This is a genomic window from Desulfovibrio sp. (genome assembly GCF_009712225.1).
Lineage (GTDB): Bacteria > Desulfobacterota > Desulfovibrionia > Desulfovibrionales > Desulfovibrionaceae > Desulfovibrio.
The window spans coordinates 32,869-54,399 of record NZ_WASP01000002.1 but is presented as its reverse complement, the minus strand read 5'-3'; the positions used below and the strand labels follow the sequence as shown (position 1 = coordinate 54,399).

The window sequence follows — 21,531 nt, the reverse complement described above, 5'->3', positions numbered from 1 at the left end:
CGCTTGGAACGTATGCTCGGCAAATATTTTTTAAAAATGTATATACAAAACAAATAGATGTGAGATCTGGGCGGGCTCCCTCACAGCAAATCGTTTTTTGTTGTGAGGAGCCGTGGGCGAAAAACCCCAGTTTCAATTAGAGGGAATGTTGCAAGCACAGGGGGGGCTGCCCCTGTACTCGCGAGGTGATGAATTATTGCAGATAGTCTGTGCTGGGTTATCTGGCAGCAATTTTTTTGTGCCATACGTTCATGCTTTCAAGCGTGCCGCCAATCTGGGTATTATTATACAGGGTTCCGCTGAACATATACCCCCTTTTTGCGAAAACAATATTCATTCCAAAGCTTTCCGCGCGGGCTATGGTGTATGTTGTGTGAATGCCTCTGGCATGCATGACTGTTTCCATGCGGGTCAGCAGTGTGCCTGCAGCGCCTGTTCCCTGATGCTCCTGCAAGGTGGCAAAGTCTGTCATTTCTGCGCATCCCCAGGATTTGTCCATTTCGGCCGACGCAACGGCCACAAGATTTCCGCTGTTGCGAATGCCGAAGAAAATCACGTTGTTCTTCATGGATTGGCGGATAAATTCAGGATCGTGGATGGGAAATGGGTATGATTCAAATACCCGGCTGTATATTCCGGCCAGTTCATCGGCGTGGGCCGCGTCCAGTTGCACAACATTATCTGTGTCATAGAGTTTTGTCGGCTGCTGGGCATTACGGCGTGCGGTTTCCAGAACCCTGGCAATCAGCTTGCTGTCGCGCGGAACAGCGCGTGCCTTATCCAGATACCTGCTCATGAAAATTCCCGAGCATTTGCCCTTGCACATTGCAGGCACCAGAGCTTCTTCAATAAATCCTCTCGCCGTAAACTGCCTGTAAGCCGTGGCCGGTACCCTCGCGAAAAGCTTGGAATAACCGTTGGTATGCCCAAGATCACAGATGGCATCTATTATGTCGGGGAGATCACGGGGGTCGAGCTTGAGCAGATACACGCGGTTGTTGGCCGGGCCATGCTGCACAAGCGAATTGCCCATGCTGACAATGCTATCCGTCTGCATCTTCTCTCCTTTCAAGGCGTGCGTTGTTTTCTGGCGTAAGACTGATTGTGTCGTCCCAGTCAGAAAGAAGCTTTTCTATGCCTACGGCCTTTTCAACTGCGTCGTCTTCCTTGAGCAGCAGGTTGCATTTTGAGCACTCTCTGTCGCAGTACGTGGGCTCATACGAATGGGGTTCGTTATAAATGGTGATAACACCCTCGTAGTTGCGCAGCACTACCTTGTTGGTTCCCCACGAAACGATATAATTGGGCATGACCGGAATTTTGCCCCCACCACCGGGCGCGTCCACCACATAGGTGGGCACAGCAAAACCGCTGGTGTGGCCCCGCAGGCTCTCCAGTATCTCGATACCCTTGCTGACTGGCGTTCTGAAATGGGTGAGTCCTTCGGAAAGGTCGCACTGATAGAGATAATATGGGCGCACGCGGTTTTTGACCAGCTTCTGGTTAAGGGTCTTGATGATGCGCTGGCAGTCGTTGACCCCAGCCAGCAGCACGCTCTGATTGCCCAGCGGAATGCCGGCATCGGCGAGCTTGCGCAGGGCTTTGCGAGAAGATTCGGTTATTTCGCGCGGGTGGTTGAAATGGGTATTGATCCACAGCGGGTGGTGCTTTTTGAGCATTGCCACCAGCTCATCCGTAACGCGATAGGGCAGTACCACGGGCATGCGGGTGCCAATGCGCACCACCTCCACATGCTCAATTTCTCGCACTCTTGTGAGTATCCAGTCGAGCCTTTCATCTGACAGCATGAAGGGGTCGCCACCTGAAAGAAGCACATCGCGTATTTGCGGGGTATTGCGAATATATTCGAGCCCCTGCTCCATGTTTGCCCGGGAGGGTATGGACTCCACATCGCCAACTTTGCGTTTGCGTGTGCAGTGGCGGCAATACATGGAACACGTGTTGCTGATATGAAAGAGAACACGGTCGGGGTATCGGTGCGTGATGCAGGGGGCGGGGCTGTCCTTTTCCTCATGCAAAGGATCGGACATGTCATAGCGCTCTATTTTCAGTTCTTCCGGACTAGGGAAAGACTGCATGAAAATTGGGTCGGTGGCGTAATTTTCAGCATCGATGAGCGAAAGATAGTACGGCGTTACCGACATGGGGAATTTATCGAGGGTTTGTTGATAAATGTCTTTTTCGCGCGGTGAAAAGGCAATGCCGAGCGCGCGTTCAAAAGCATCCACATTTTTTATGGCGTGGCGTATGTGCCACTTCCAGTTTGTCCAGTCCGATTTGGAAGTATTGTCGCTGAGGGTTTCAGCAAGATCCTGCTGATGATCGTTAAATATACCCATGCATGGTCTCCTGATTAAAGGATTTGCCCCAAAAGCTCGTGAATTTGGGGCTTGCGGGGATTTTCAAAAAAATGGTGCAGTCATGGTTTCTGTGCATGCGCTCGCACTGAGCAAGAGGGGCATGTCCCTCCCCAAAAAACAGGTTGTAGTACAGGTTTTTTTGTGAAACCTATTTTGTAATTGACTGTATGATTTGGATAATGTGGTGCAGAATTTCAATAGACGACTGCACGGATAATTATAGATTCTAAAAGATATAAAAATTCATTATAGTTTTAAGCTGTTGATTCAAAAATATGGGGTTATGCGCGGAAAATGCATAATACATGCGCCGTTTCATAGGATAGAAATAACGAATAGTCGGCAGTAATGATTCGATATATATATTGAATCAGTAATGTAAAAAGCCATCAAGGGGGATATGCGGGTAATGATCGGGTATGATGTCATACCCGGTTTTCTAGGTCATGGGCATTGTTTGGCGTAGATACTGGTAGAGAGATGTGCTTTTTCCACGAAGGCCCAACTTGCGTCGAATATTTTTGCGGTGGGTTTGCAGGGTTTCAAACGAAATGCTCAAGGCCCGAGAAATTTCTTTTCCGCTCTGGCCCACCTGGATAAGCTGGCAAACCCTGAATTCTCGCGGCGACAGGCGCAGCAGCTCGGGGGCACAGCTGCTGGCTCCCTCTTCTGTCAGGCCGGTCAGGTGCTCTTCAATAAGGCTGATGTATCCATCGCGAATTTCGGCAGAATCGGCCTTGGCTACCTGTTCCAGAGCCGGCAGCATGCGTTTTTTGACCTGATTGCTGAGCTGCTCGCGCAGTTCCTGGCGTTCTTCCTCCACAGATCGAATTACCTGCCGCAGGGTGATATTCATTTCTTCCACTTCAGCTTTTTTGCCGCGCAGTTCTTCCTGTGTGGTCAGGTCATGCAATATGAGCTGGTACAGGCTGTGTGTAGAAAACGTGATTTTGCGCAGTATTGCTTCAGCAGGGAAGGCTTGCCCATTGCGATCAAGAGCGACAACTTTTTCAGTATGGATGTCTTTGGGCCGTATGGAGGTGAGCGCCCGCTGCAGGGATGGGCGAAACCGTTTGCCAAAAAGAGCCATGGCTGGCGTGCCAGCAAGAACCTGTCCTTCTGGGGCATGCCTGCCAAGAGCGGCAAGATTTGCTGTAAGAACAACGCCAGATTCGTCCAGCAGCAAGGTGGAATCTTTAGCCGTATCAAAAAGCGCGTTGAAAAGAGTGATGGAGTCGGACCATGCCGTTATGTTGTCGTCGAGGCGTTCCTTGTATGTCTGACAAATCGCTTCCAGTGAGCGCCCTGCTGTTATGGCGAGGGCATATCCACCGCTTGTGGAAAGCTGGTCAGGCAGAGGGGCAATTCGCAATGTATAGCCGGGGCTATCGCTGCAAGTGATCTTGTGACTTTGGAAAGGAGGGAATTGTGCGAGTGTTTCGGCGAGCGAATCTGTGCCAAGAGCCAGGGTTTTCCAGAAAAGTGTATGTTTTTTTGCCTGTCTTACAATGTCTTGCAGCCTGGTCATGTCAAAGTCGGTAAGATTGCCTGAACTGTCAGCAAAAAGAATGAGTTCTTCATGCAGTTTTGTGGTGTTGCTGCTTGCTTTTTGTTCAGACTGTTTCGGGTGGGGTTTGGGCTTGTTGGCGAGGTGCTTTTTTGGGGGCATGCATTCTCCCTTTGCTGGCAGGAATGGATAAAACGTGTACTGCTCAATAAAATTGAAAAACAGCAAGAAATTAAGCGGTGATATTTAGAGGCAAATATAGCTGAAATTGAACATGTATTGCTGTGAATACAAGGCAATGTTTCTGATTTATGATGCCAGCCTGAAGTGTAATGCAAGTGTGTATCGAGCGTAGATTGCGAGATCGTGGTTTTATGCTCAGATTAATTATAGACTTCAGGCTGGCTGAAAGACCATATCACAGATGTTGATATTTTCAAAATTGCGGTTTTTTGAGGGGTATGGAAAGGAAATTGCGTATCGCAGAGTTATGCCCTCTGCGTTAATTTTGCTGAAGCCCAGGCCCTTCGCAGGAGTCTCTTGGGAGACCTCCACAATGCGAAATTGTGTCCATGCTTGCTCCTTGTCGGTGGAAGCGCTGGAGCTAAAGTGGACCAAGAAATCAAATTCCCGGATTCGTCGTCTTAACGAATCCGGGAATTCCCTTGATATTTAATGGTACCCGGAGCGGGACTTGAACCCGCACAGCCTTGCGGCCGAGGGATTTTAAGTCCCTTGTGTCTACCATTCCACCATCCGGGCATGTGTTGCGGTGGCTAGCGGCGCGCGCCGCTCAATTGATCTGGTCTTGGGGTAAACTTAGGCAAAATTATGGCAGGTTCGATACCCTGCTTTTCTGCTTCTGCCCCATGAGTATTCCTTTTATTCTTCCCCGTCTTCAGTCTCGCCAGCGGCGGCATCCGGAGCGTCTGCTGAGGCGATGCGCCAGGTTTTGAGGTTGGCTGGCGGGTCTGCAGGGACCGGGCGCTCTTCTTCCTGCCATTCGCCGGGCCGCAGCCAGAAAACGTGCATGGACTCAAAATTTTTGTCTACGCACAGCAGTCTGCCGCGTACACCTTGAGGCAGAAGAGCGGCAATTTCAAGGGCAATTTTGCGGTACACATAGAGCCGGTGCGCTTCAAAAACGCACTGGAACATGAGGGCGTCACCCAAGGGGGTAAAATCAAGGTGGGCAGCCCCGGCCCGCTGGAGCAGCAGCTCAACATCGCGGGTCAGGTCTTCTTCCACTTCAAGCAGCGCCTCGTAAGTGAGGCTGTCGTCGTAGCTGAAGTGGGCGAAAAGTTCGCTGCGGTTCTTGTCCATGGGCTGCATATACGGCAAATAAACTCTTTAGGCAATAATTGCGCGTGGATGTCTTCTGTGCTGGTCTTACGCGGGCTTTGAGCGTAAGGTGCACAAAAAACACGCACATCGCGGAGGCCGCATGAGTTTTTTTGACAAGCTGATTCTGTCGTTCTGCCGCCTGGGGGTAGCCGGGCTTGATCCCAAGGCCCCGGGGACATGGGGCACGGCCATAGCCTGCCTGCTGGCCCCGTATATCTTTTTGCCGCTGTCGTTGCCCTGGCGGGCAGTGCTGCTGGTGGTTATTTTTGTGCTGGGGGGGCTGGCCGCCACCCGCGCCGAGCATTTGCTTGAACGCAAAGACCCCGGCGAGGTGGTTATCGACGAGCTGGTAGGGGTATGGCTTGTGCTGCTGCCCTTTGAAAGCCCCAGCTTTTGGCTGGTGCTGGCGGCGTTCGCCTTTTTCCGGCTTTTTGACATCTGCAAGCCATGGCCCGTACGGGCCTCGGAAAACTGGCTGCCCGACGGGTTCGGCATCATGATAGATGATGTTGTGGCTGGCGTGTGGGCCTTGCTGTGCGTGGCCCTGCTGCGTGTGGTTGGCCTTGTATAAGGCCGAGGGCACGGGCCACTGAGGGCGTAGGTCTGCAAGGGGGCGCGGCCAATGGCGCAAAAGGCCACTCTGGTGGCGGAAAAAGCCGCCGCGCCCGCAGCTACTTCATGCGGTAGGTGATGCGCCCGCGGGTGAGGTCGTAAGGAGAAAGTTCGACCTTAACGCGGTCGCCGGGCAGAATGCGGATATAAAACTTGCGCATTTTGCCAGAAATGTGGGCCAGAACTTCGTGGCCGTTTTCCAGTTCCACGCGGAACATGGCGTTGGGCAGGGCTTCCTGCACCACGCCGTCTACTTCGATTGATCCTTCCTTGGCCATGTGTACTCCAAAATATGATGTGGATAAACGCCGGTCAGCTTCACAAAAAAGCGTGGCGCTGTCAACACGCCGGTGCCCCTGAATTTGGGCGGCACCGCGTGCAGACAGCGCCCGCTATGCATACCTGTGCAAAAGTTATTTCTTGCGGCCCTTGGACTGTTTGTTGCGGTGGGCATCCTTTTGTTCGGCCTGTGGCAAATGCGGGGCCAGTACCGGAGCCTTGCGCCACAGCAGCCATCCACCCGCCAGCATAAGCGGTACGCACAAAAGCTGCCCCATGGTCAGCCAGCCAAAGGCCAGATAGCCCAGCTGCACGTCGGGCATGCGTACAAATTCCACGGCAAAACGAAACACAGCGTAGCCGAGGGCAAACAGGCCAGAAACCGCTCCCAGCTTGCGGGGTTTTAGCGAAAATACCCACACCATGATGAAGAGCACCAGCCCTTCAAGCACGGCCTCGTAAAGCTGCGAGGGGTGACGCGGCAGCGGTCCCGCACCGGGAAACACAATGGCCCACGGCACATCGCTGACCTTGCCCCACAATTCGCCGTTGATAAAGTTGCCGAGCCTGCCAAAAAACAGGCCCTGTGGAATCAGCGGCGCAATAAAATCGGAGACTTCCAGAAAAGTTCTGCCACGCGAGCGGGCAAAATACCAAAACGCGCCAAGCACGCCCAACAGCCCGCCATGAAACGACATGCCGCCGTTCCAGATGCGCATGATTTCCATGGGATCGTTGATGTACACGGGCAGGTCGTAAAACAGCACGTAGCCGAGCCTGCCGCCCAGAATAATGCCGATCATCACGCAGGTCAGCAGGTCGTCCACGTCGGGGGCTGTCCAGCCGGAACCGGGGCGTGAGGCACGCCAGCGGCCGAGCAGCCAGCCAAGACCAAAACCGGCCAGATACATCAGCCCGTACCAGCGCAGCTGCAGGCTGCCTATGGAAAGGGCTACGGGGTCTATTTGGGCAAGATTCATGCTTTGAAATCCTGAGCGTTAAATTCGCCGCTTTTGCCGCCGCGCTTGTGCAGCAGGCGTACCCCGCTGATAACAATATCGCGCTGCACGGCTTTGCACATATCGTATATGGTGGCCGCCGCTGTCTGGGCGGCAACGATTGCTTCCATCTCAACGCCGGTGGGGCCCACCGTGCGCGTTTCTGCCACTATGCGCACCGTGGGCGGCATTTCGGTCACCGTAAAGCGCACATCCGCATAGGTCAGATTGAGGGGATGGCACATGGGTATAAGCTCGCCGGTGCGTTTGGCGGCCATGATGCCTCCAATCTTGGCGCAGGTGAGCACATCGCCCTTGGGCAGGGCGTTTTTGCGCAGCAACTCCATGGTGGCCGGAGCCAGTTCAACCACTGCTTCGGCAATGGCCACACGTTCACTATGGGTTTTGGCACCCACGTCCACCATGGTTACATTGCCGTGGCTGTCGAGATGCGTAAAGTTGTCGTTCATTGCTACCTCTGGGTCGTCCCCGGCGGCTGTCTGCCGGAGGGCAATTTTTAGGGCACACCCGTTGGCCGCAGGGCTGGCGGGGGAGAAAATCAACACTACCCCAAAAAGGCACAGGAGTCATTGAAGCAAATGGCAGGGTAGCTGGCAGAGAATGCGCCGTACGCCACCCCGCTGGTCAGTAGAGGGCGGTTTAGCGCAGGCCTGTCAGCCATTGCAGCAGGCTCGGCTGTGTGGGCGGGCGGGGTGCCTGCCAGAGGGAATCGCGGCGGCTGTCAGAAAATCGCAGGCGCTCACGCAGCAGGCGCTGAGAAAAGGCCTGCGTAGCAGATATGGCTGGCGCAGCTGATTTGCCGCTTTCGGGCGCGGATTCGGCAGAAGGTGTTTCCTGCTCGGCCGGAGCGGGTGCTGGGGCCAGCTCTGCCATGTATTTAAAGGGAATATCTGCACTGGGGCGCATGTCCATGATACTGCGCACCAAAGCAATGTTGGTACCAAAACGCTGGTCGTGCACCAGTATAAAGCTGGGAGACGGGGCGTCTGCTGGCTGCGTTGCCTGCGAAATGTCTGCGGGCAGCATGCTGGCTGGCAGGGGGGCCACCACGGGTAGCAGGGTAAACTGCAAAAAGGCCTTTGCCGCTGTAGATTGCAGTGCAAGGTCGCGGGCCAGGCTGTCGGGCAGGGATGGGGTGGCTGTTTCCGGGCCAAAGGGTGTGCCCAGTACGTTCATGCCCTGGGTGTGGACCATCAGGCCGCCGGAGGCTGGTTCCGTATATAGGGCGCGCCAGAAAAAAGGCGAAAAGGCATCTGGCAGCACCACAAGATTTTGGGGCGCGCGGCCTTGCGCCGTGAGGCGCTCGCGTGTCTGTGCCGTGTGCCAGGCATTGAGGCCGATGGAAATGGCGGGATAGATAAAAATCCACGTCGCTGCCAGCAGCATGAGGCCCCGTCGCGCACGCCATCGCCAGATGGCCCACAGCAGGGGCAAGGTCAGCAGCAGGTCAATAATAAAAACCCCGTTCAGCCGCACGCGCAGGTCTGAAAAAGGCAGAAGAATCATGGTTCCGTAGGTGGTAATGCAATCAAGCCAGATGTGCAGCAGGATCATGGCAGTCATAAACAGCCATGCCCCGGCAAAGCTCCAGTGCCGCGCGGTAGACGGACGCCACAATGCGTAACCGGCCAGCGCAAACACAAGGCCAAGCAGGGGGGCCGCCGCCAGTGAATGCGTGATGCCCCTGTGCAGCAGCAAAAACAGCAGAGGCGTTTGAGCAAAAACCACGTCCACGTCGGGTGAAAGTGCGGCCAGAGCGGCCAAGGGAACGGCCAGACGGCTTGCGGGGCGGTTGGGCATGGCGAACATGGCCACCGCGCCGCTGGCGGCATGGGTAATCGGGTCCATCAGTTATTGCCTGAAAGGACTGCGCTGCTTGGGAACAGCCCTGTATTGCGGGTCTTCGGGGTCTGTTGCGTTGTCAAATCTGTTGGCCCGGCGAAACTGGTTAATGCGCCACTGCTGCACGTTCGCCATTACATCCGGTCGGTTTTGCATATAGAGCATGCGCTGCGTGTTGCTTGAGCCATAGATGGGGTAGCGCAGCTGATCTTCCACGCTCACGCCCTGGGGCTGTGAGTCGTAGCTGGCAGATGAGCCCTCGCCAATATCTTTGGGGCCGCAACCACCCATGCCGCCAGAGGCGGCCAGCAGCAGTACCAGGAGGCAGGCAGCGGTCTTTCTGTTCATAATTTCAGTATAGCTTCCTCATGACATCTTCGCAATAGGCGGGCCTGAGCCGGGCCGGGTAGCGGTGGCGGTATGTGTTGCGGGGCTGCTGAAGCCTTTGTCCGACAGTGCGGGCAAAACATGCAACGGCATGGCAGGGCGTGGATGCTGCGGGGCTTGCCTTGGGGCCAAGGGCGGGGTATGTAAAACATTCGGCATGTGGCCGAAACAGATTTTGCGGGCTGGTCATATCGTCGTTTTGCCCGCGCCAAGCAACACAGGAGTCGCCATGCGTACACCCAACTGCGGCATAACCCCCGAGGGCTGGCCCTGCATAGGCCTTACCGCGCTGAGCGCGCTGGTTTTTGCCTGCATGGGCTGGTGGCCGCTGGCTGTGGTCTTTCTGGCCCTGTGCTGGTTCAGCATGCACTTTTTCCGTGATCCCGAGCGGGTAGTGCCCCAGGGCGAGGGGCTTGCCGTCAGCCCCGCAGATGGCAAGGTTATCCGCATCGAAGAACGCCCCGATCCCTTCACCGACGAGCCCAAACTGTGCGTGAGCATCTTTATGAATGTGTTCAGCGTGCACGTTAACCGGGCCCCTGTGGCGGGAACAATAGAGGGCATCAAGTATTTTCCCGGTGCGTTTGTAAATGCCGCCTTTGACAAGGCCTCTACGCACAACGAGCGCTGCGCCTACAGCATGCGCGACGAGCAGGGCAACCCCTGGACCATGGTACAGATTGCCGGGCTCATCGCCCGCCGCATTGTCTGCCGTGTTGACGAGGGTGAGGCCCTTGCCCGCGGGCAGCGCTATGGCATGATTCGTTTTGGTTCGCGAGTTGACCTTTACCTTCCGCAGGGATATGTTGCGGCCACACGCATCGGCGAACAGGTATTCGCCGGGCAGACTGTGGTGGCAAGGGCAAAGTAGCCCAACCCGCAAAGCCGCAATTGGCGGCAGTTTTCAAAGATGGTGAATAATGGCCCCCGAAGTTAAAAAGCCGCGCAAGGGAGTTTACCTCCTGCCGAACATGATCACGACGTTGAGCATGTTTCTTGGCTTTTTGTCTATGGTTTGGGCTGTGCAGGGCCGTTATGAATCGGCCTGTTTCGCCATTCTGCTTTCTGCCGTCATGGACGGGCTGGACGGCAAGGTGGCCCGCCTTACCAATACCGCCAGCGAGTTTGGCGTTCAGTACGATTCCCTTTCAGACCTTGTGGCCTTTGGCATTGCCCCCGGCATGCTCATGTGGCAGTGGCAGCTTTCGTCACTTGGCCGCATGGGAATTGCCGCCGCCTTTATTTACGCCGCCTGCGGCGCGTTGCGCCTCGCAAGGTTCAACGTAAGCACGGCTGCTGTGGGCAAGCGCTTTTTCATCGGTCTGCCCATTCCTGCGGCAGGCTGCACGGTGGTTACCTTTGTTTTCTGCGCCGCGCATTTTCCCGATGCCATGCTTGGGGCCCTGCCCTACATGACCCTGGTGCTCGCCATCGGCGTTGGGGTTTTGATGGTCAGCAAGGTGCGTTACTTTTCCTTTAAGGAATACGACTTCTTGCGCGCCCACCCCATCCGCACCATGCTCTGCTTTTTGCTTGTGCTCGGAACGGTTGTTTCCTTTCCGCGCGTCATGGGTTTTGTGCTTTGCGCCGTCTATATCGTGGGCGGCATTGTCTACACCTTCGTTATCCTTCCCCGCCGCAATCGTCAGCTACTACGCGCCCTATCGCCCCAGAGCGATTGAGGTTGCGTAACGGTTCGCCGCCCCCATAGGGCGGAAACGCTCCCCTGGACAGCCGCCCTTTACGGTGGCCGTTATGCAAGATATAGCCATCTTTGTCAGCACCAGAGGAGTTTGTCATGAACAACCGTGTCTATTTTTTCGATACTACTTTGCGCGATGGCGAGCAGTCGCCCGGCGCCACCATGAATTTGCAGGAAAAATTGCGTGTTGCGCACCAGCTTGAAGTGCTGGGCGTGGACATCATGGAAGCGGGCTTTCCCGCCTCCAGCCCCGGCGATTTTGAATCCGTGCAGCGCATAGCCGCCCAGGCCGGGGATATTCAGGTGGCGGGCCTTGCCCGTTGCGTTCCCAACGATATCGACCGCTGCTGGGAAGCCGTTAAAGTGGCCAAGAATCCCCGCATCCATGTCTTTTTGTCCACTTCTCCCCTCCATATGAAGCACAAGCTGCGCAAAGAGCCCGAAGACGTCCTTAAAATGATCGTCGAGGGCGTAAAGCGCTGCGCCTCTTACACCAGCAACGTGGAATTTTCCCTTGAGGATTTTTCGCGCACCGAGGGCGACTTTGCCTGCCGCGTGGTTGAGGCCGCCATCAATGCCGGCGCCACCACCATCAACCTGCCCGACACCGTGGGCTACGCGGTGCCGGAAGAATACGCCGCCCTCATCGACCATGTGATCCGCAATACGCCAAACAGCGACAAGGCCATCTTCAGCGTGCACTGCCACAACGACCTTGGGCTTGCCGTGGCCAACACCCTGGCTGCCTTCCGCGTGGGCGTGCGTCAGGCAGAGGTGACCTTGTGCGGCATTGGCGAACGCGCCGGTAACGCCGCCCTTGAAGAAGTAGTCATGAACCTGCGTGTACGCCACGACTACTTCAAGCTTGAGCACAACATCGTGACCGAGCAGCTCTACCCCTCGTGCCGCCTGCTTTCCATGACCATTGGTCAGCCCATCGCCAACAACAAGGCCATTGTGGGCGCCAACGCCTTTGCCCACGAGTCCGGCATCCATCAGGATGGCATGCTCAAGAACCGCGAAACTTACGAGATCATGACCCCGCAGTCTGTGGGCCGCACAGAGAGCAACCTTGTCATTGGCAAACACTCTGGCCGCAACGCAGTGCGCAACAAGTTTGAAAGCATGGGCTACAAGCTCGACGACGACCAGCTCAACCTCGTGTTTGAAGCCGTCAAACAGCTGGCTGACCGCAAAAAGACCCTGCACGACGATGACCTCATGGCCCTTGTGCAGGAAGAAGTGTACCGCATGCCCGATCTCTTCCGCCTGCGCCATGTGAGCGTGCAGAGCTCCGATGCGGGCGGTGTGCCGCCCACGGCCGCCGTTATCATGGACATTAAGGGGATTGAGCGCAGCGGCGCAGGCTTTGGCGTTGGCCCTGTGGATGCCCTGTTCAACGTCATTGCAGATATGGTGGGCCGCCAGCCCGAACTTGAGCAGTACGCTATCAACGCCATCACCGGCGGCACGGACGCCCAGGGCGAAGTGACCGTGCGTCTGCGCGAGGGCGATATCAGCGCTGTGGGCCGCGGTACCCACCCCGATATTTTCGTGGCCAGCGCCCGTGCCTATGTCAACGCGCTGAACCATCTGTTCAAAAAGGAGCAGGAAGGCCCACGTCTTCACTGCCAGCACTGTTAGCGGCTGTTTACTCTGGTTGCAACGGGCCTGGCCGTCTCCTGCAAGGGGCGGCTGGCCTGTAAGATCAAGGCGCAACCCGCTACGCGCAGCCAGCCACGGGCAGGCATGAACCTGCCGCAGCTTTTCGCAACAAACACCGGGCGCACACTTTTTTTGCGCCACAGTGAAACCGTATTCGCCGCGCCCCCCTCGGTGAAGTTCAGGATGAAAGGAGTAGACCATGCCACAGACGCTTGCGCAAAAAATTTTGCAAGCCCACACAGACGAAGTTGTGGAACAGGACGGCCAGATTGTTCAGTGCCGCGTGTCGCTGGTGCTTGCCAACGACATTACCGGCCCTCTTGCCATCAAATCCTTCAAGGGAATGGGCGCGGAAAAGGTTTTTGACAAAGACAGGATCGCTCTGGTCATGGACCACTTTACGCCGCAAAAAGATATCGATTCCGCCAATCAGGTCATGGTGACCCGCAAGTTTGCACAGGAACAGAATATCACCCATTATTATGAAGGCGGCGACTGCGGCGTGGAACACACCTTGCTGCCTGAGCAGGGCCTTGTGGGCCCCGGCGATGTGGTTATCGGCGCAGACAGTCATACCTGCACCTACGGCGGCATTGGCGCATTTGCCACGGGCATGGGTTCTACCGATATCGCCGCCGCCATGGCTCTGGGCGAAACTTGGTTCAAGGTGCCGTCCACCATTCGCGTGAATATTGACGGTCAGATGCCCAAGTGGCTGCGCGGCAAAGACCTTATGCTCATGCTCATCGGCGCCATAGGTGTGGACGGTGCTTTGTACAAGGCTTTGGAATTTGGCGGCTCTGTGGTCGACGGCCTTTCGGTTGAAGGCCGCCTGTGCATGGCCAACATGGCCATCGAGGCTGGCGGCAAGGTGGGCCTGTTTGCGGTGGACGCCAAAACCCGTGCCTACTGCGCGGAGCACAAGCGCCCCGGTCTTACGCAGGATCTGGCCGCCGACCCGGGCGCAGTGTACGAGCGCGTGGTCAACATTGATGTGACCGGTAAGGAGCCCGTGGTGGCCTGCCCGCACCTGCCTTCCAACGTAAAGCCTGTTTCCGCAGTGCGTGACACGCCCATCCAGCAGGTGGTCATCGGCTCGTGCACCAACGGTCGCATCAGCGATATGCGCGATGCCGCCGAAGTGCTGCGCGGCCGCAAGGTTGCCAAGCATCTGCGCTGTATCGTGCTGCCCTCCACCCCCACGGTGTGGAAGCAGTGCCTCAAGGAAGGCCTCATCGAAATCTTTATGGAATCCGGCTGTGTGGTCGGTCCCTGCACCTGCGGCCCCTGCCTTGGCGGTCACATGGGCATTCTGGGCGATGGCGAACGCGCCGTGGCCACCACCAACCGCAATTTCAAGGGCCGCATGGGCAGCCTGAGCTCAGAAGTGTATCTGGCCAGCCCCATTGTGGCAGCCGCTTCGGCCATTGCGGGTTGCGTGGCCGGGCCCGATCAGCTGTAGGCAGCAAAAAACAGCACCTGCCTGCGCCCCGGCCCTGCCCCGGCGCAGAGAAAGAAGGACAGCCGCATGAATTACAAGGGTAAGGCCCACAAAGTGGGCGAACATATTGATACAGATGCCATCATTCCCGCGCGTTTTCTGGTTACCATCGATGCCAAAAAACTGGGCGAAAACTGCATGTCCGGCCTTGAGCCCGACTGGGTCAAGCGCGTCACCCCCGGCGACATCATGGTTGCGGGCCGCAACTTTGGTTGCGGTTCCTCGCGCGAGCATGCGCCCATAGCCATTCTTGGCGCTGGCATGCAGGTGGTTATCGGTCACAGCTTTGCTCGCATCTTTTACCGCAACTCGTTCAACATGGGCTTGCTGCTCATGGAAGTGGGCGACGATGTGGACAAGATCAACGATGGTGACGATCTCGAAATTGACGCCACCACCGGTGTTATACGCGACCTCACTAACGGCGTGGAAATCACCTGCCCGCCGTTGCCCAAGTCTATGGCGGCTATCCTCGATAAGGGTGGGCTTGTCGGCTATGTCAAGGAACGCCTTGCCTAAATTGGCCTTTTGCTCTCTGGCTGCGTTAGAGAGTCCTTTTTACTCCGGTCGAGTACCATGAGAGTACACTCCCTGCGTAAAAAAGAACTCTCTACCTTGCCAGAGAACAACAATCCAATTTAGAAAAATAGCTGATAAGTGTATAGTTACAGGAAGATAAGCATCAACAGAAAGAATTGAGTTCAAGGATATACCATGAAAAAGACCATCTGCCTTTTGCCGGGTGACGGCATCGGCCCGGAGATTCTGGACGAGGGTGTTAAGGTTCTGAAGGCCGCCGCTGAAAAATTCAGCCACGATTTTGTGTTTGAAACCGCCCACATTGGCGGCTCTGCCATCGACGCCACCGGCGATCCTCTGCCGGAAGAAACCGTGCGCAAGTGCCGCGCTGCCGACGCTGTTTTTCTGGCAGCCGTGGGCGGCCCCAAGTGGGACGCCCTTGCTCCAGAAAAAAGGCCGGAAAAAGGCCTGCTGCGAATCCGCAAGGAACTGGCCCTTTTTGCCAACCTGCGCCCGGCCATGCTGCTGCCCGAGCTGGCAGGGGCCTGCCTGTTGCGCGCGGATATTGCCGCCAAGGGGCTTGATCTTGTGGTGGTGCGCGAGCTCACCGGCGACATCTATTTTGGCGAACCGCGCGGGCAGGAAGTGCGCGACGGTCTGCGCACCGGCTACAACACCATGGTTTACAACGAAGAAGAAATTCGCCGTATCGCCACGGTGGCCTTTGAAACGGCCCGCAAGCGCCGCGGCAAGGTGTGCTCGGTAGAAAAAAGCAATGTGCTCGAAACCTCGCGCCTGTGGAAGGAAGTGGTCCTCGAAACACACCGTCAGTATGCTGATGTGGAATTGACCCACATGTACGTGGACAATGCCGCCATGCAGCTGGTGCGCGATCCCTCGCAGTTTGACGTGATCCTCACGGGCAACATCTTTGGCGACATTCTGTCCGACGAAGCCTCGGTCATCACCGGCTCGCTGGGCATGCTGCCGTCCGCCTCCATGGGTGCCACGGGTCCCGGCCTGTTCGAGCCCATCCACGGCTCTGCGCCCGACATCGCGGGCCAGAACAAGGCCAACCCCCTTGCAACAATTCTTTCCGGGGCCATGATGCTGCGCCTCGGTTTTGACATGGGCAAGGAAGCCGACGCCATTGAAGCAGCCGTGCGCAAAACCCTGGCAGACGGGTTCCGCACCGGCGATATAATGGAGCCCGGCAAAACCCTGCTGGGCTGCAAGGAAATGGGCGACAAGGTTGTGGAACGGCTGTAGCCTCCCCTGCAACGCGATCATAAAAAAGGCCACCCCTATTCTGTGGGTGGCCTTTTTTATTTTTTAATCTGACGCTCATCAGGCAGGTTTATGCCGCTGGAAAAATTCCGTTATCTGTTTGCCCAGCATCACCAACACCACAGAGGCAGCGATAAGCCCCACACCCACCACCAGCGAAAGGCTGAAGGGCTCGTTGAACACCAGAATGCCTACGGCAACGGCCGTAACCGGTTCCATGACGCCCAGAATGGACGTCAGGGTAGAGCCGATGCGCTGGATCGCCAGAATGAGGGTGAGGTTTGACACCACAGCCGTAACCACGGCCAGAAGGGTGGCAAGCAGCAGCTCCCACCACGAATGCAGGGGCTGGAACGTGCCGGAAAGCAGGGAATTGCCGCCAGATATGACAGCGCCGAATGCCAGCACGTAAAACGTCATCACAAGGCCGCTCATGTTGGGTATGCGTGCTGCGTAGATGGTGGTAATATAAATGGCGTTGCACAGGGCAGAGAGCAGCAGCAGCGAAATGGCCAGCAGACTCATGCCCATTTCTGTGCCGCCATCGCCGTCGCCCCCGCCACTGAGCAGGTAGACGCCCGCAATGGCAAAGGCAATGGATGTGGCCGTTATCCACGAAAATCGCTCGTGGTAAAAAACCGTCATGATCAGCATGACCATGACCGGGTAGGTAAACTGTATGGTCGCCACAACGCCGCTGGGCATGTGCTTGAAGCCCCAGAAAAACAGCAGGGCCGCCATGGTGTACATAAAGCTCATGCCTGCCAGCTTGCACAGGTCAATGCCGCGCGCGCCAAAGCGCTCGCCGCGCATGGCAAGCACAATGCCCAGCACGACCGTGGCAATGGCAAAGCGGTAAAAAAGCGCCGTGGGCCCAGATACGCCAAGCTTCATGAGCGGCAGGGTAAACAGTGGAATCAGACCAAAGGCCGCTGACGACACGATACTGTAAAAGAAGCCCATTGCATCCTTCTTGGTGGTAAATGACAATCAGATTCCATACCGGGGAAGAAGCAGGGTGGCAAGCCCGCAGCATGACAAAAAAACGTCCCCAGCTGATACCGGGGACGTTTTACTGCAAAATCTGCGTGCCTGCCGTATGGCAGTCAGCATTGTGGGCCTGCGTGAGAACTAGCGGGACTGGTCTATGACCACCTCGGCTTCAGGGTGAACCTGACGCAGGGCTTCGTGCATGGCGGCGGCATCAGCAAAGGCGCGGTAGGGTCCGATTTTTTCATCGCTCTGCGCCGCATTGTAGCGCACAAAAAATGCTTCGTCGGGCTTCAGCGGCGTGCCGCTCTCATCGCTGACCACTTCCAGCTCAACCCGGCTGACGCCGCGGTTGCCAATATCAATCTGCTGGGCGGCCGCAAAAGAAAGGTCGATAACCCGCCCGCGCACAAAGGGACCCCTGTCCGTCACACAGACCATAACGCTCTTGCCGTTTTCCTGGTCGGTGACGCGAACAACCGTGCCCATGGGCAGGGTGCGGTGTGCGGCGGTGAAGGTATACATGTCGTAATCATTGCCGCTGGCAGTGGGGCCGCCGTGAAAATCACGTCCGTACCATGATGCCTTGCCGGTCATGATTTCGCTCTCCTGAGCACGCTTCAGCCAGATATCGCGGCTGTCGGTACTGTCCCTGCGGTCTGCATCAATGGAGGCCGACTGCTTGGACGAAGAATTGCGTTGCTTGGATTTGGAGCGCGATTCAGCTTTATCGCGCTTGGAGCGCGAGCTGTGCGACGAAGAGGCGGATTTTTCACTGGATTTTTCGCGTTTGGATTTGCGAGTATCAGTGTCGCCAGAAGACTTTTTGGCGGCGGAAGAGGCAGCGTTCTTGTGCTTTTGATCAGAGGGAGCGCTTTGTGAAGCCGCGTCGGCGTTCATGGGGGGGGCCAAAAGCATGCAAAGGGCTATGGCCGCCAGCACTAATGGCCAGCGTGAATACTTCATGATCGTTCCTTTGTTAGAGTTCGAGGCTGACCAGCGAAATTGCCGGGCGAACCGCGCCCGCGGTTCTGACCCCAGAAACCTTACAATGATGGCAGCAAGCGCGCCTTGCGCTCCACGTCCATCGGTTCCCCAGGGGAGTGCCTGTTCTTTGTACGGGGAATATACAGTAAAAAAATACCGCGTGTCAAACTGATAAGCCTTTTTAAATCAGCATGTTATACAAAAAATAGTCTAGAGAATGCCAAATTGGGCAGTATGGCGGTAGGAAATTGCCGCCACTTTGATGCAAACAAAACGGCAAGAGGAGGGTAAAAAGGCGGCCTTTGTGGGGGGGAAATTTCCGCTTCCGGTGATGCTCGGGCGGAGGCTGGCCGGCTGTTGACCGGCATGCGTTATGGTGTGCCTGCAGCGTTTTTTTATAAAGAATGGCGTGAAAATAACAAATGGCAATGGGCGGGAAAACGAAAATAAAAAGGGCAGACAGCCAAAGCCGTCTGCCCAATTGCATTCTTTGCAGGTGCTGTGGTGGGTTACCAGTCCAGCGTTCTCTTGAAGGCGCGGGCCAGATCTTCCACCGAAGAATCGACAATCACGCTGTCGCCGGATTTCATGGTCAACTGGCCAGTTCCGGTGACCGTGCCGATGCGTGCGCAAAGCTGCCACTGGCCAAGGGCATCAAGAATCATGGCGATGTCGGGCTTCACGCTCACAACCAGACGGCTGGCGCTTTCGCTGTAGAGCAGTTCGGTCACGTTCATGGCGTCCAGGGCGGGCACGGCATTGAGGTCAATTTCCGCGCCCAGGCGTCCGCCTATGCACATTTCTGCAATGGCCACGGCAAGGCCGCCGTCAGAGCAGTCGTGGCAGGCCGAAAAGGCGCGCTGCCCCATGAGGGCGTTGACCGCGCGGTAGCGCTGCATGGCGCTGGCGGCTTCAACATGGGGCACTCGGCCACCCTTGAGGCCCAGCTCGGTGGCGGCTTCGCTGCCGGCCATTTCACGCCAGGTGCCGCCAAGCACGTAAATGGCGTCGCCGGGCTGCTTGAAGTCAGAGGTCTGGGCGGCGGTGACATTTCGGATGACGCCCATGATGGAGAACAACACCGTGGGCGGAATGGAAATGCGCTCGCCGCCGCCGGTGTAGTCGTTCTTCATGGAGTCCTTGCCCGAAATGCAAGGTACGCCAAAGGCCAGCGAGAACTGCCGCAGGGCACGGCAGGCGCGCACCAGCTGGGCCAGCTTGTAGCGGCCATCGGGGTTGGAGGGGCTGACCACAGGGTCGCACCAGCAGAAGTTGTCCACGCCGGCCAGGGCGTCGGGGTCTGCACCCACGGCCACGGCGTTGCGGATGGCTTCGTCCATGGCGTTGGCCATCATCCAGTAGGTATCGTAATCGCTGAACTTGGGGCAGATGCCGTGCGAAATCACAAGGCCAGCGTCCGATTCCAGCAGGGGGCGGATAACGCCCGCGTCGGCGGGGCCATCGCGCTTGACGCCCACGAGAGGCTTCACCACGCTGCCGCCGCGTACTTCGTGGTCATACTGGCGGATGATATATTCCTTGGAGCAGATGTTGAGCGTGCCCAGCATGCGCTGCAAAAAGGCGGTTTGCTCAACGGCGGCCACGTCCATGGTAATGTCGGTGGTTTCCGGGGCCTTCCACTCGGCTTCAAGCTCCAGCTGCGGCACGCCTTCGTGCATGAATTCCATGGGCATGGAAGCGATGATGCGGTCGTGGTAGCGCACTTCAAAGTAGCCAGAGGTGGTGAAGCGGCCAAGAGCCGTGGCTTCCACATCCATGCGGGCCGCAAGGGCCATGAATTCGTCGAGTTTTTCAGCGGGCACGGCCAGGGTCATGCGTTCCTGGGCTTCTGAAAGCAGAATTTCCCAGGGGCGCAGGCCGTCGTACTTCAGCGGGGCCTTGGCGATGTCGAGCACGCAGCCGCCCGTATCTTCGGCCATTTCGCCCACAGAGGAGGAAAGGCCGCCAGCGCCGTTGTCGGTGATGGCATGGTACAGGCCCATGTCGCGGGCGCGCATGATGAAGTCGTACATCTTGCGCTGGGTGATGGGGTCGCCAATCTGCACGGCCGTGGCGGGCGAGCCTTCGTGCAGCTCTTCAGACGAGAATGTTGCGCCGTGGATGCCGTCCTTGCCAATACGGCCACCGGTCATGACGATATAGTCGCCTTCCTCTGCCTGTTTGAACCAGCCGGGGCGGCCGTGCAGCTCGGCGGGAATAATGCCCACCGTACCGCAGTACACCAGCGGCTTGCCAAGGTAGCGCTCGTCAAACACCAGCGAACCATTGACCGTGGGAATGCCCGACTTGTTGCCGCCGTGTTCCACACCTTCACGCACGCCTTCAAGCACGCGGCGGGGGTGCAGCAGACGCGGGGGCAGGTTCTTGTCGTGGAAGGGCGAGGCAAAACAGAAAACGTCCGTATTGCACACCAGTTCCGCGCCCATGCCCGTGCCCATGGGGTCGCGGTTTACGCCCACAATACCGGTAAGGGCGCCACCGTAAGGGTCGAGCGCCGAGGGGCTATTGTGGGTTTCAACCTTGATGCAGGCATCGTAGCCGTTGATGAACGAGATAACGCCCGCGTTGTCCTTGAAGACGGACTTGCAATAGTCGTTTTCGCCCATGCGCTCGCGCAGCATGGCCGTAGCGTCGCGGATGCAGGTCTTGTACAGGTTGTCCACCACTTCGCGGCGGCCTGTGGCGGCATCGGTATAATTGATGCGCGAGGCAAAGATCTTGTGCTTGCAGTGCTCGGACCAGGTCTGTGCCAGCACTTCCATTTCCACATCGGTGGGGTCGGCAGGCAGGCCCAGAGCCTTGCGGCGGTCAGCCTCTTCCGGGGCAGTGAACTGCTCGCGGATGCAGTGCATTTCCCTGAGGTTCAGGGCCCAGGTATTTTCGCGGCTGGCCTTGGTGAGGGCATCGTCGCCCATGGAGGACAGGTTGATGGTGTCAACGGCCTCGTTGATTTCGCCCGTAACCCTGGCGGCCTGGGCCTCAAAGCCCGACTGTGCGTCCCACTCCTGGCGGCTCTTGATGCGGTAACGCTGGATAAGCGTATTGCACAAAAGGTCGCGGGCCAGTGCGTCCACCTGATCGAGGGTGAGGGGCGCTGCCTTGTCGCTGCTGATGCGGTACTGCACGGCCGTGTACACGCGCAGGCTGTCGCGCGGAATATCCAGCACCATGGCGGCGGTATCGCGCGCGGTGCGGGCCTCGTTGTCGGTCACGCCGGGGCGAAAACCCACTTCCACAAACCAGTCTGCCGTGGTGTCGAGCAGGGGCAGCGGCTCAAGTGAGGCTTCCTGAAGAATGGGGTCGTGCCAGATGCTTTCGTCCAGCAGACGCGCCACCTGCGCGGCATCAAGGCCGTCCACCGTAAATACCTTGATCTGGCGGACGCCGGAAACAGAAATGTTAAGCGCCTTGCGCAGGTGCTGGGCCGTTTTGCGACCCTGGGTATCGTCGAGTCCGGCGCGGGGGCCGGTTTCCACCCTATAGAGCAT

At 57.2% G+C, this 21,531-nt stretch carries 19 protein-coding genes and 1 tRNA gene; 7 read left to right on the top strand and 13 right to left on the bottom strand.

Annotated elements, in window-relative coordinates; all coding sequences use genetic code 11:
• Positions 1–217 precede the first annotated feature (217 nt).
• From ablB to F8N36_RS00670, 5 genes are all read right to left on the bottom strand, one after another.
• Positions 218–1,057, bottom strand: a complete 840-nt coding sequence (gene ablB / locus F8N36_RS00690) for a putative beta-lysine N-acetyltransferase (RefSeq protein WP_291330828.1) — start codon at positions 1,055–1,057, stop codon at positions 218–220.
• Positions 1,044–2,360 carry a lysine 2,3-aminomutase gene (ablA, locus tag F8N36_RS00685; protein WP_291330827.1) on the bottom strand — a complete coding sequence of 439 codons (1,317 nt, stop codon included), beginning with the start codon at positions 2,358–2,360 and terminating at the stop codon, positions 1,044–1,046. Before ablA ends, ablB begins: the two co-directional genes overlap by 14 nt.
• A 460-nt stretch (positions 2,361–2,820) precedes the next feature.
• On the bottom strand, positions 2,821–4,050 hold the full coding sequence (locus tag F8N36_RS00680) for a PAS and helix-turn-helix domain-containing protein (RefSeq protein ID WP_291330826.1): 1,230 nt from the start codon (positions 4,048–4,050) through the stop codon (positions 2,821–2,823).
• 514 nt (positions 4,051–4,564) lie between these two features.
• Positions 4,565–4,650 (bottom strand) — tRNA-Leu (locus F8N36_RS00675).
• A gap of 120 nt (positions 4,651–4,770) precedes the next feature.
• Positions 4,771–5,211, bottom strand: coding sequence for a hypothetical protein (locus tag F8N36_RS00670; RefSeq protein WP_291330825.1), 441 nt, complete (start codon positions 5,209–5,211; stop codon positions 4,771–4,773).
• A gap of 121 nt (positions 5,212–5,332) precedes the next feature.
• On the opposite strand from F8N36_RS00670, the gene F8N36_RS00665 reads away from it, so the two are divergent.
• Complete coding sequence (locus F8N36_RS00665) at positions 5,333–5,803, top strand: phosphatidylglycerophosphatase A (RefSeq protein WP_291330824.1); 471 nt, start codon at positions 5,333–5,335, stop codon at positions 5,801–5,803.
• 100 nt (positions 5,804–5,903) lie between these two features.
• On the opposite strand, the gene infA is transcribed toward F8N36_RS00665, so the two are convergent.
• From infA to F8N36_RS00640, 5 genes are all read right to left on the bottom strand, one after another.
• Complete coding sequence (gene infA, locus F8N36_RS00660; protein ID WP_006008898.1) at positions 5,904–6,122, bottom strand: translation initiation factor IF-1; 219 nt, start codon at positions 6,120–6,122, stop codon at positions 5,904–5,906.
• Positions 6,123–6,257: 135 nt separating this feature from the next.
• Positions 6,258–7,103: a prolipoprotein diacylglyceryl transferase gene (gene lgt, locus F8N36_RS00655; protein WP_291330823.1), complete on the bottom strand. Its 846-nt coding sequence runs from the start codon at positions 7,101–7,103 to the stop codon at positions 6,258–6,260.
• On the bottom strand, positions 7,100–7,591 hold the full coding sequence (gene moaC, locus F8N36_RS00650) for a cyclic pyranopterin monophosphate synthase MoaC (RefSeq protein WP_291330822.1): 492 nt from the start codon (positions 7,589–7,591) through the stop codon (positions 7,100–7,102). Before moaC ends, lgt begins: the two co-directional genes overlap by 4 nt.
• Positions 7,592–7,781: 190 nt before the next feature.
• Complete coding sequence (locus F8N36_RS00645) at positions 7,782–8,990, bottom strand: metal-dependent hydrolase (RefSeq protein ID WP_291330821.1); 1,209 nt, start codon at positions 8,988–8,990, stop codon at positions 7,782–7,784.
• A gap of 3 nt (positions 8,991–8,993) precedes the next feature.
• The gene (locus F8N36_RS00640; protein WP_291330820.1) at positions 8,994–9,332 is read right to left on the bottom strand and encodes a chemotaxis protein; all 339 of its coding nucleotides are present in this window, start codon (positions 9,330–9,332) and stop codon (positions 8,994–8,996) included.
• A 268-nt stretch (positions 9,333–9,600) separates the two neighbouring features.
• Between F8N36_RS00640 and F8N36_RS00635 the strand changes: the two genes are divergently transcribed.
• From F8N36_RS00635 to leuB, 6 genes are all read left to right on the top strand, one after another.
• A complete protein-coding gene (locus tag F8N36_RS00635; RefSeq protein ID WP_291330819.1) occupies positions 9,601–10,242 on the top strand; it encodes a phosphatidylserine decarboxylase family protein in 642 nt (213 codons plus the stop codon).
• A 49-nt stretch (positions 10,243–10,291) separates the two neighbouring features.
• A complete protein-coding gene (pssA, locus tag F8N36_RS00630; RefSeq protein WP_291330818.1) occupies positions 10,292–11,053 on the top strand; it encodes a CDP-diacylglycerol--serine O-phosphatidyltransferase in 762 nt (253 codons plus the stop codon).
• Positions 11,054–11,169: 116 nt separating this feature from the next.
• Positions 11,170–12,717, top strand: a complete 1,548-nt coding sequence (locus F8N36_RS00625; RefSeq protein ID WP_291330817.1) for a 2-isopropylmalate synthase — start codon at positions 11,170–11,172, stop codon at positions 12,715–12,717.
• Positions 12,718–12,937: 220 nt separating this feature from the next.
• The gene (locus tag F8N36_RS00620) at positions 12,938–14,200 is read left to right on the top strand and encodes a 3-isopropylmalate dehydratase large subunit (RefSeq protein WP_291330816.1); all 1,263 of its coding nucleotides are present in this window, start codon (positions 12,938–12,940) and stop codon (positions 14,198–14,200) included.
• Positions 14,201–14,266: 66 nt separating this feature from the next.
• Positions 14,267–14,758 (top strand): 3-isopropylmalate dehydratase small subunit, encoded by a 492-nt coding sequence (locus tag F8N36_RS00615; protein WP_291330815.1) that lies wholly within the window; start codon positions 14,267–14,269, stop codon positions 14,756–14,758.
• A gap of 195 nt (positions 14,759–14,953) precedes the next feature.
• On the top strand, positions 14,954–16,027 hold the full coding sequence (gene leuB, locus F8N36_RS00610; RefSeq protein WP_291330814.1) for a 3-isopropylmalate dehydrogenase: 1,074 nt from the start codon (positions 14,954–14,956) through the stop codon (positions 16,025–16,027).
• 78 nt (positions 16,028–16,105) lie between these two features.
• Here the strand turns inward: leuB and F8N36_RS00605 are convergent, their stop codons facing one another.
• The 3 genes from F8N36_RS00605 to F8N36_RS00595 form a co-directional block, all read right to left on the bottom strand.
• The gene (locus F8N36_RS00605; RefSeq protein ID WP_366247015.1) at positions 16,106–17,035 is read right to left on the bottom strand and encodes a DMT family transporter; all 930 of its coding nucleotides are present in this window, start codon (positions 17,033–17,035) and stop codon (positions 16,106–16,108) included.
• A gap of 141 nt (positions 17,036–17,176) precedes the next feature.
• Positions 17,177–18,001: a septal ring lytic transglycosylase RlpA family protein gene (locus tag F8N36_RS00600; RefSeq protein ID WP_291330813.1), complete on the bottom strand. Its 825-nt coding sequence runs from the start codon at positions 17,999–18,001 to the stop codon at positions 17,177–17,179.
• 530 nt (positions 18,002–18,531) lie between these two features.
• Entirely contained in the window at positions 18,532–21,531 is a 3,000-nt protein-coding gene (locus F8N36_RS00595; protein ID WP_291330812.1) for an AIR synthase-related protein, read from the bottom strand.

What these genes read in the sequence shown, in the direction of transcription:
- ablB (WP_291330828.1), bottom strand. Translation starts at nt 1,057, where the DNA reads ATGCAGACGGATAGCATTGTCAGCATGGGCAATTCGCTTGTGCAGCAT.
- ablA (WP_291330827.1), bottom strand. Translation starts at nt 2,360, where the DNA reads ATGGGTATATTTAACGATCATCAGCAGGATCTTGCTGAAACCCTCAGC.
- F8N36_RS00680 (WP_291330826.1), bottom strand. Translation starts at nt 4,050, where the DNA reads ATGCCCCCAAAAAAGCACCTCGCCAACAAGCCCAAACCCCACCCGAAA.
- F8N36_RS00670 (WP_291330825.1), bottom strand. Translation starts at nt 5,211, where the DNA reads ATGGACAAGAACCGCAGCGAACTTTTCGCCCACTTCAGCTACGACGAC.
- F8N36_RS00665 (WP_291330824.1), top strand. Translation starts at nt 5,333, where the DNA reads ATGAGTTTTTTTGACAAGCTGATTCTGTCGTTCTGCCGCCTGGGGGTA.
- infA (WP_006008898.1), bottom strand. Translation starts at nt 6,122, where the DNA reads ATGGCCAAGGAAGGATCAATCGAAGTAGACGGCGTGGTGCAGGAAGCC.
- lgt (WP_291330823.1), bottom strand. Translation starts at nt 7,103, where the DNA reads ATGAATCTTGCCCAAATAGACCCCGTAGCCCTTTCCATAGGCAGCCTG.
- moaC (WP_291330822.1), bottom strand. Translation starts at nt 7,591, where the DNA reads ATGAACGACAACTTTACGCATCTCGACAGCCACGGCAATGTAACCATG.
- F8N36_RS00645 (WP_291330821.1), bottom strand. Translation starts at nt 8,990, where the DNA reads ATGGACCCGATTACCCATGCCGCCAGCGGCGCGGTGGCCATGTTCGCC.
- F8N36_RS00640 (WP_291330820.1), bottom strand. Translation starts at nt 9,332, where the DNA reads ATGAACAGAAAGACCGCTGCCTGCCTCCTGGTACTGCTGCTGGCCGCC.
- F8N36_RS00635 (WP_291330819.1), top strand. Translation starts at nt 9,601, where the DNA reads ATGCGTACACCCAACTGCGGCATAACCCCCGAGGGCTGGCCCTGCATA.
- pssA (WP_291330818.1), top strand. Translation starts at nt 10,292, where the DNA reads ATGGCCCCCGAAGTTAAAAAGCCGCGCAAGGGAGTTTACCTCCTGCCG.
- F8N36_RS00625 (WP_291330817.1), top strand. Translation starts at nt 11,170, where the DNA reads ATGAACAACCGTGTCTATTTTTTCGATACTACTTTGCGCGATGGCGAG.
- F8N36_RS00620 (WP_291330816.1), top strand. Translation starts at nt 12,938, where the DNA reads ATGCCACAGACGCTTGCGCAAAAAATTTTGCAAGCCCACACAGACGAA.
- F8N36_RS00615 (WP_291330815.1), top strand. Translation starts at nt 14,267, where the DNA reads ATGAATTACAAGGGTAAGGCCCACAAAGTGGGCGAACATATTGATACA.
- leuB (WP_291330814.1), top strand. Translation starts at nt 14,954, where the DNA reads ATGAAAAAGACCATCTGCCTTTTGCCGGGTGACGGCATCGGCCCGGAG.
- F8N36_RS00600 (WP_291330813.1), bottom strand. Translation starts at nt 18,001, where the DNA reads ATGAAGTATTCACGCTGGCCATTAGTGCTGGCGGCCATAGCCCTTTGC.
- F8N36_RS00595 (WP_291330812.1), bottom strand. Translation starts at nt 21,531, where the DNA reads ATGCTCTATAGGGTGGAAACCGGCCCCCGCGCCGGACTCGACGATACC.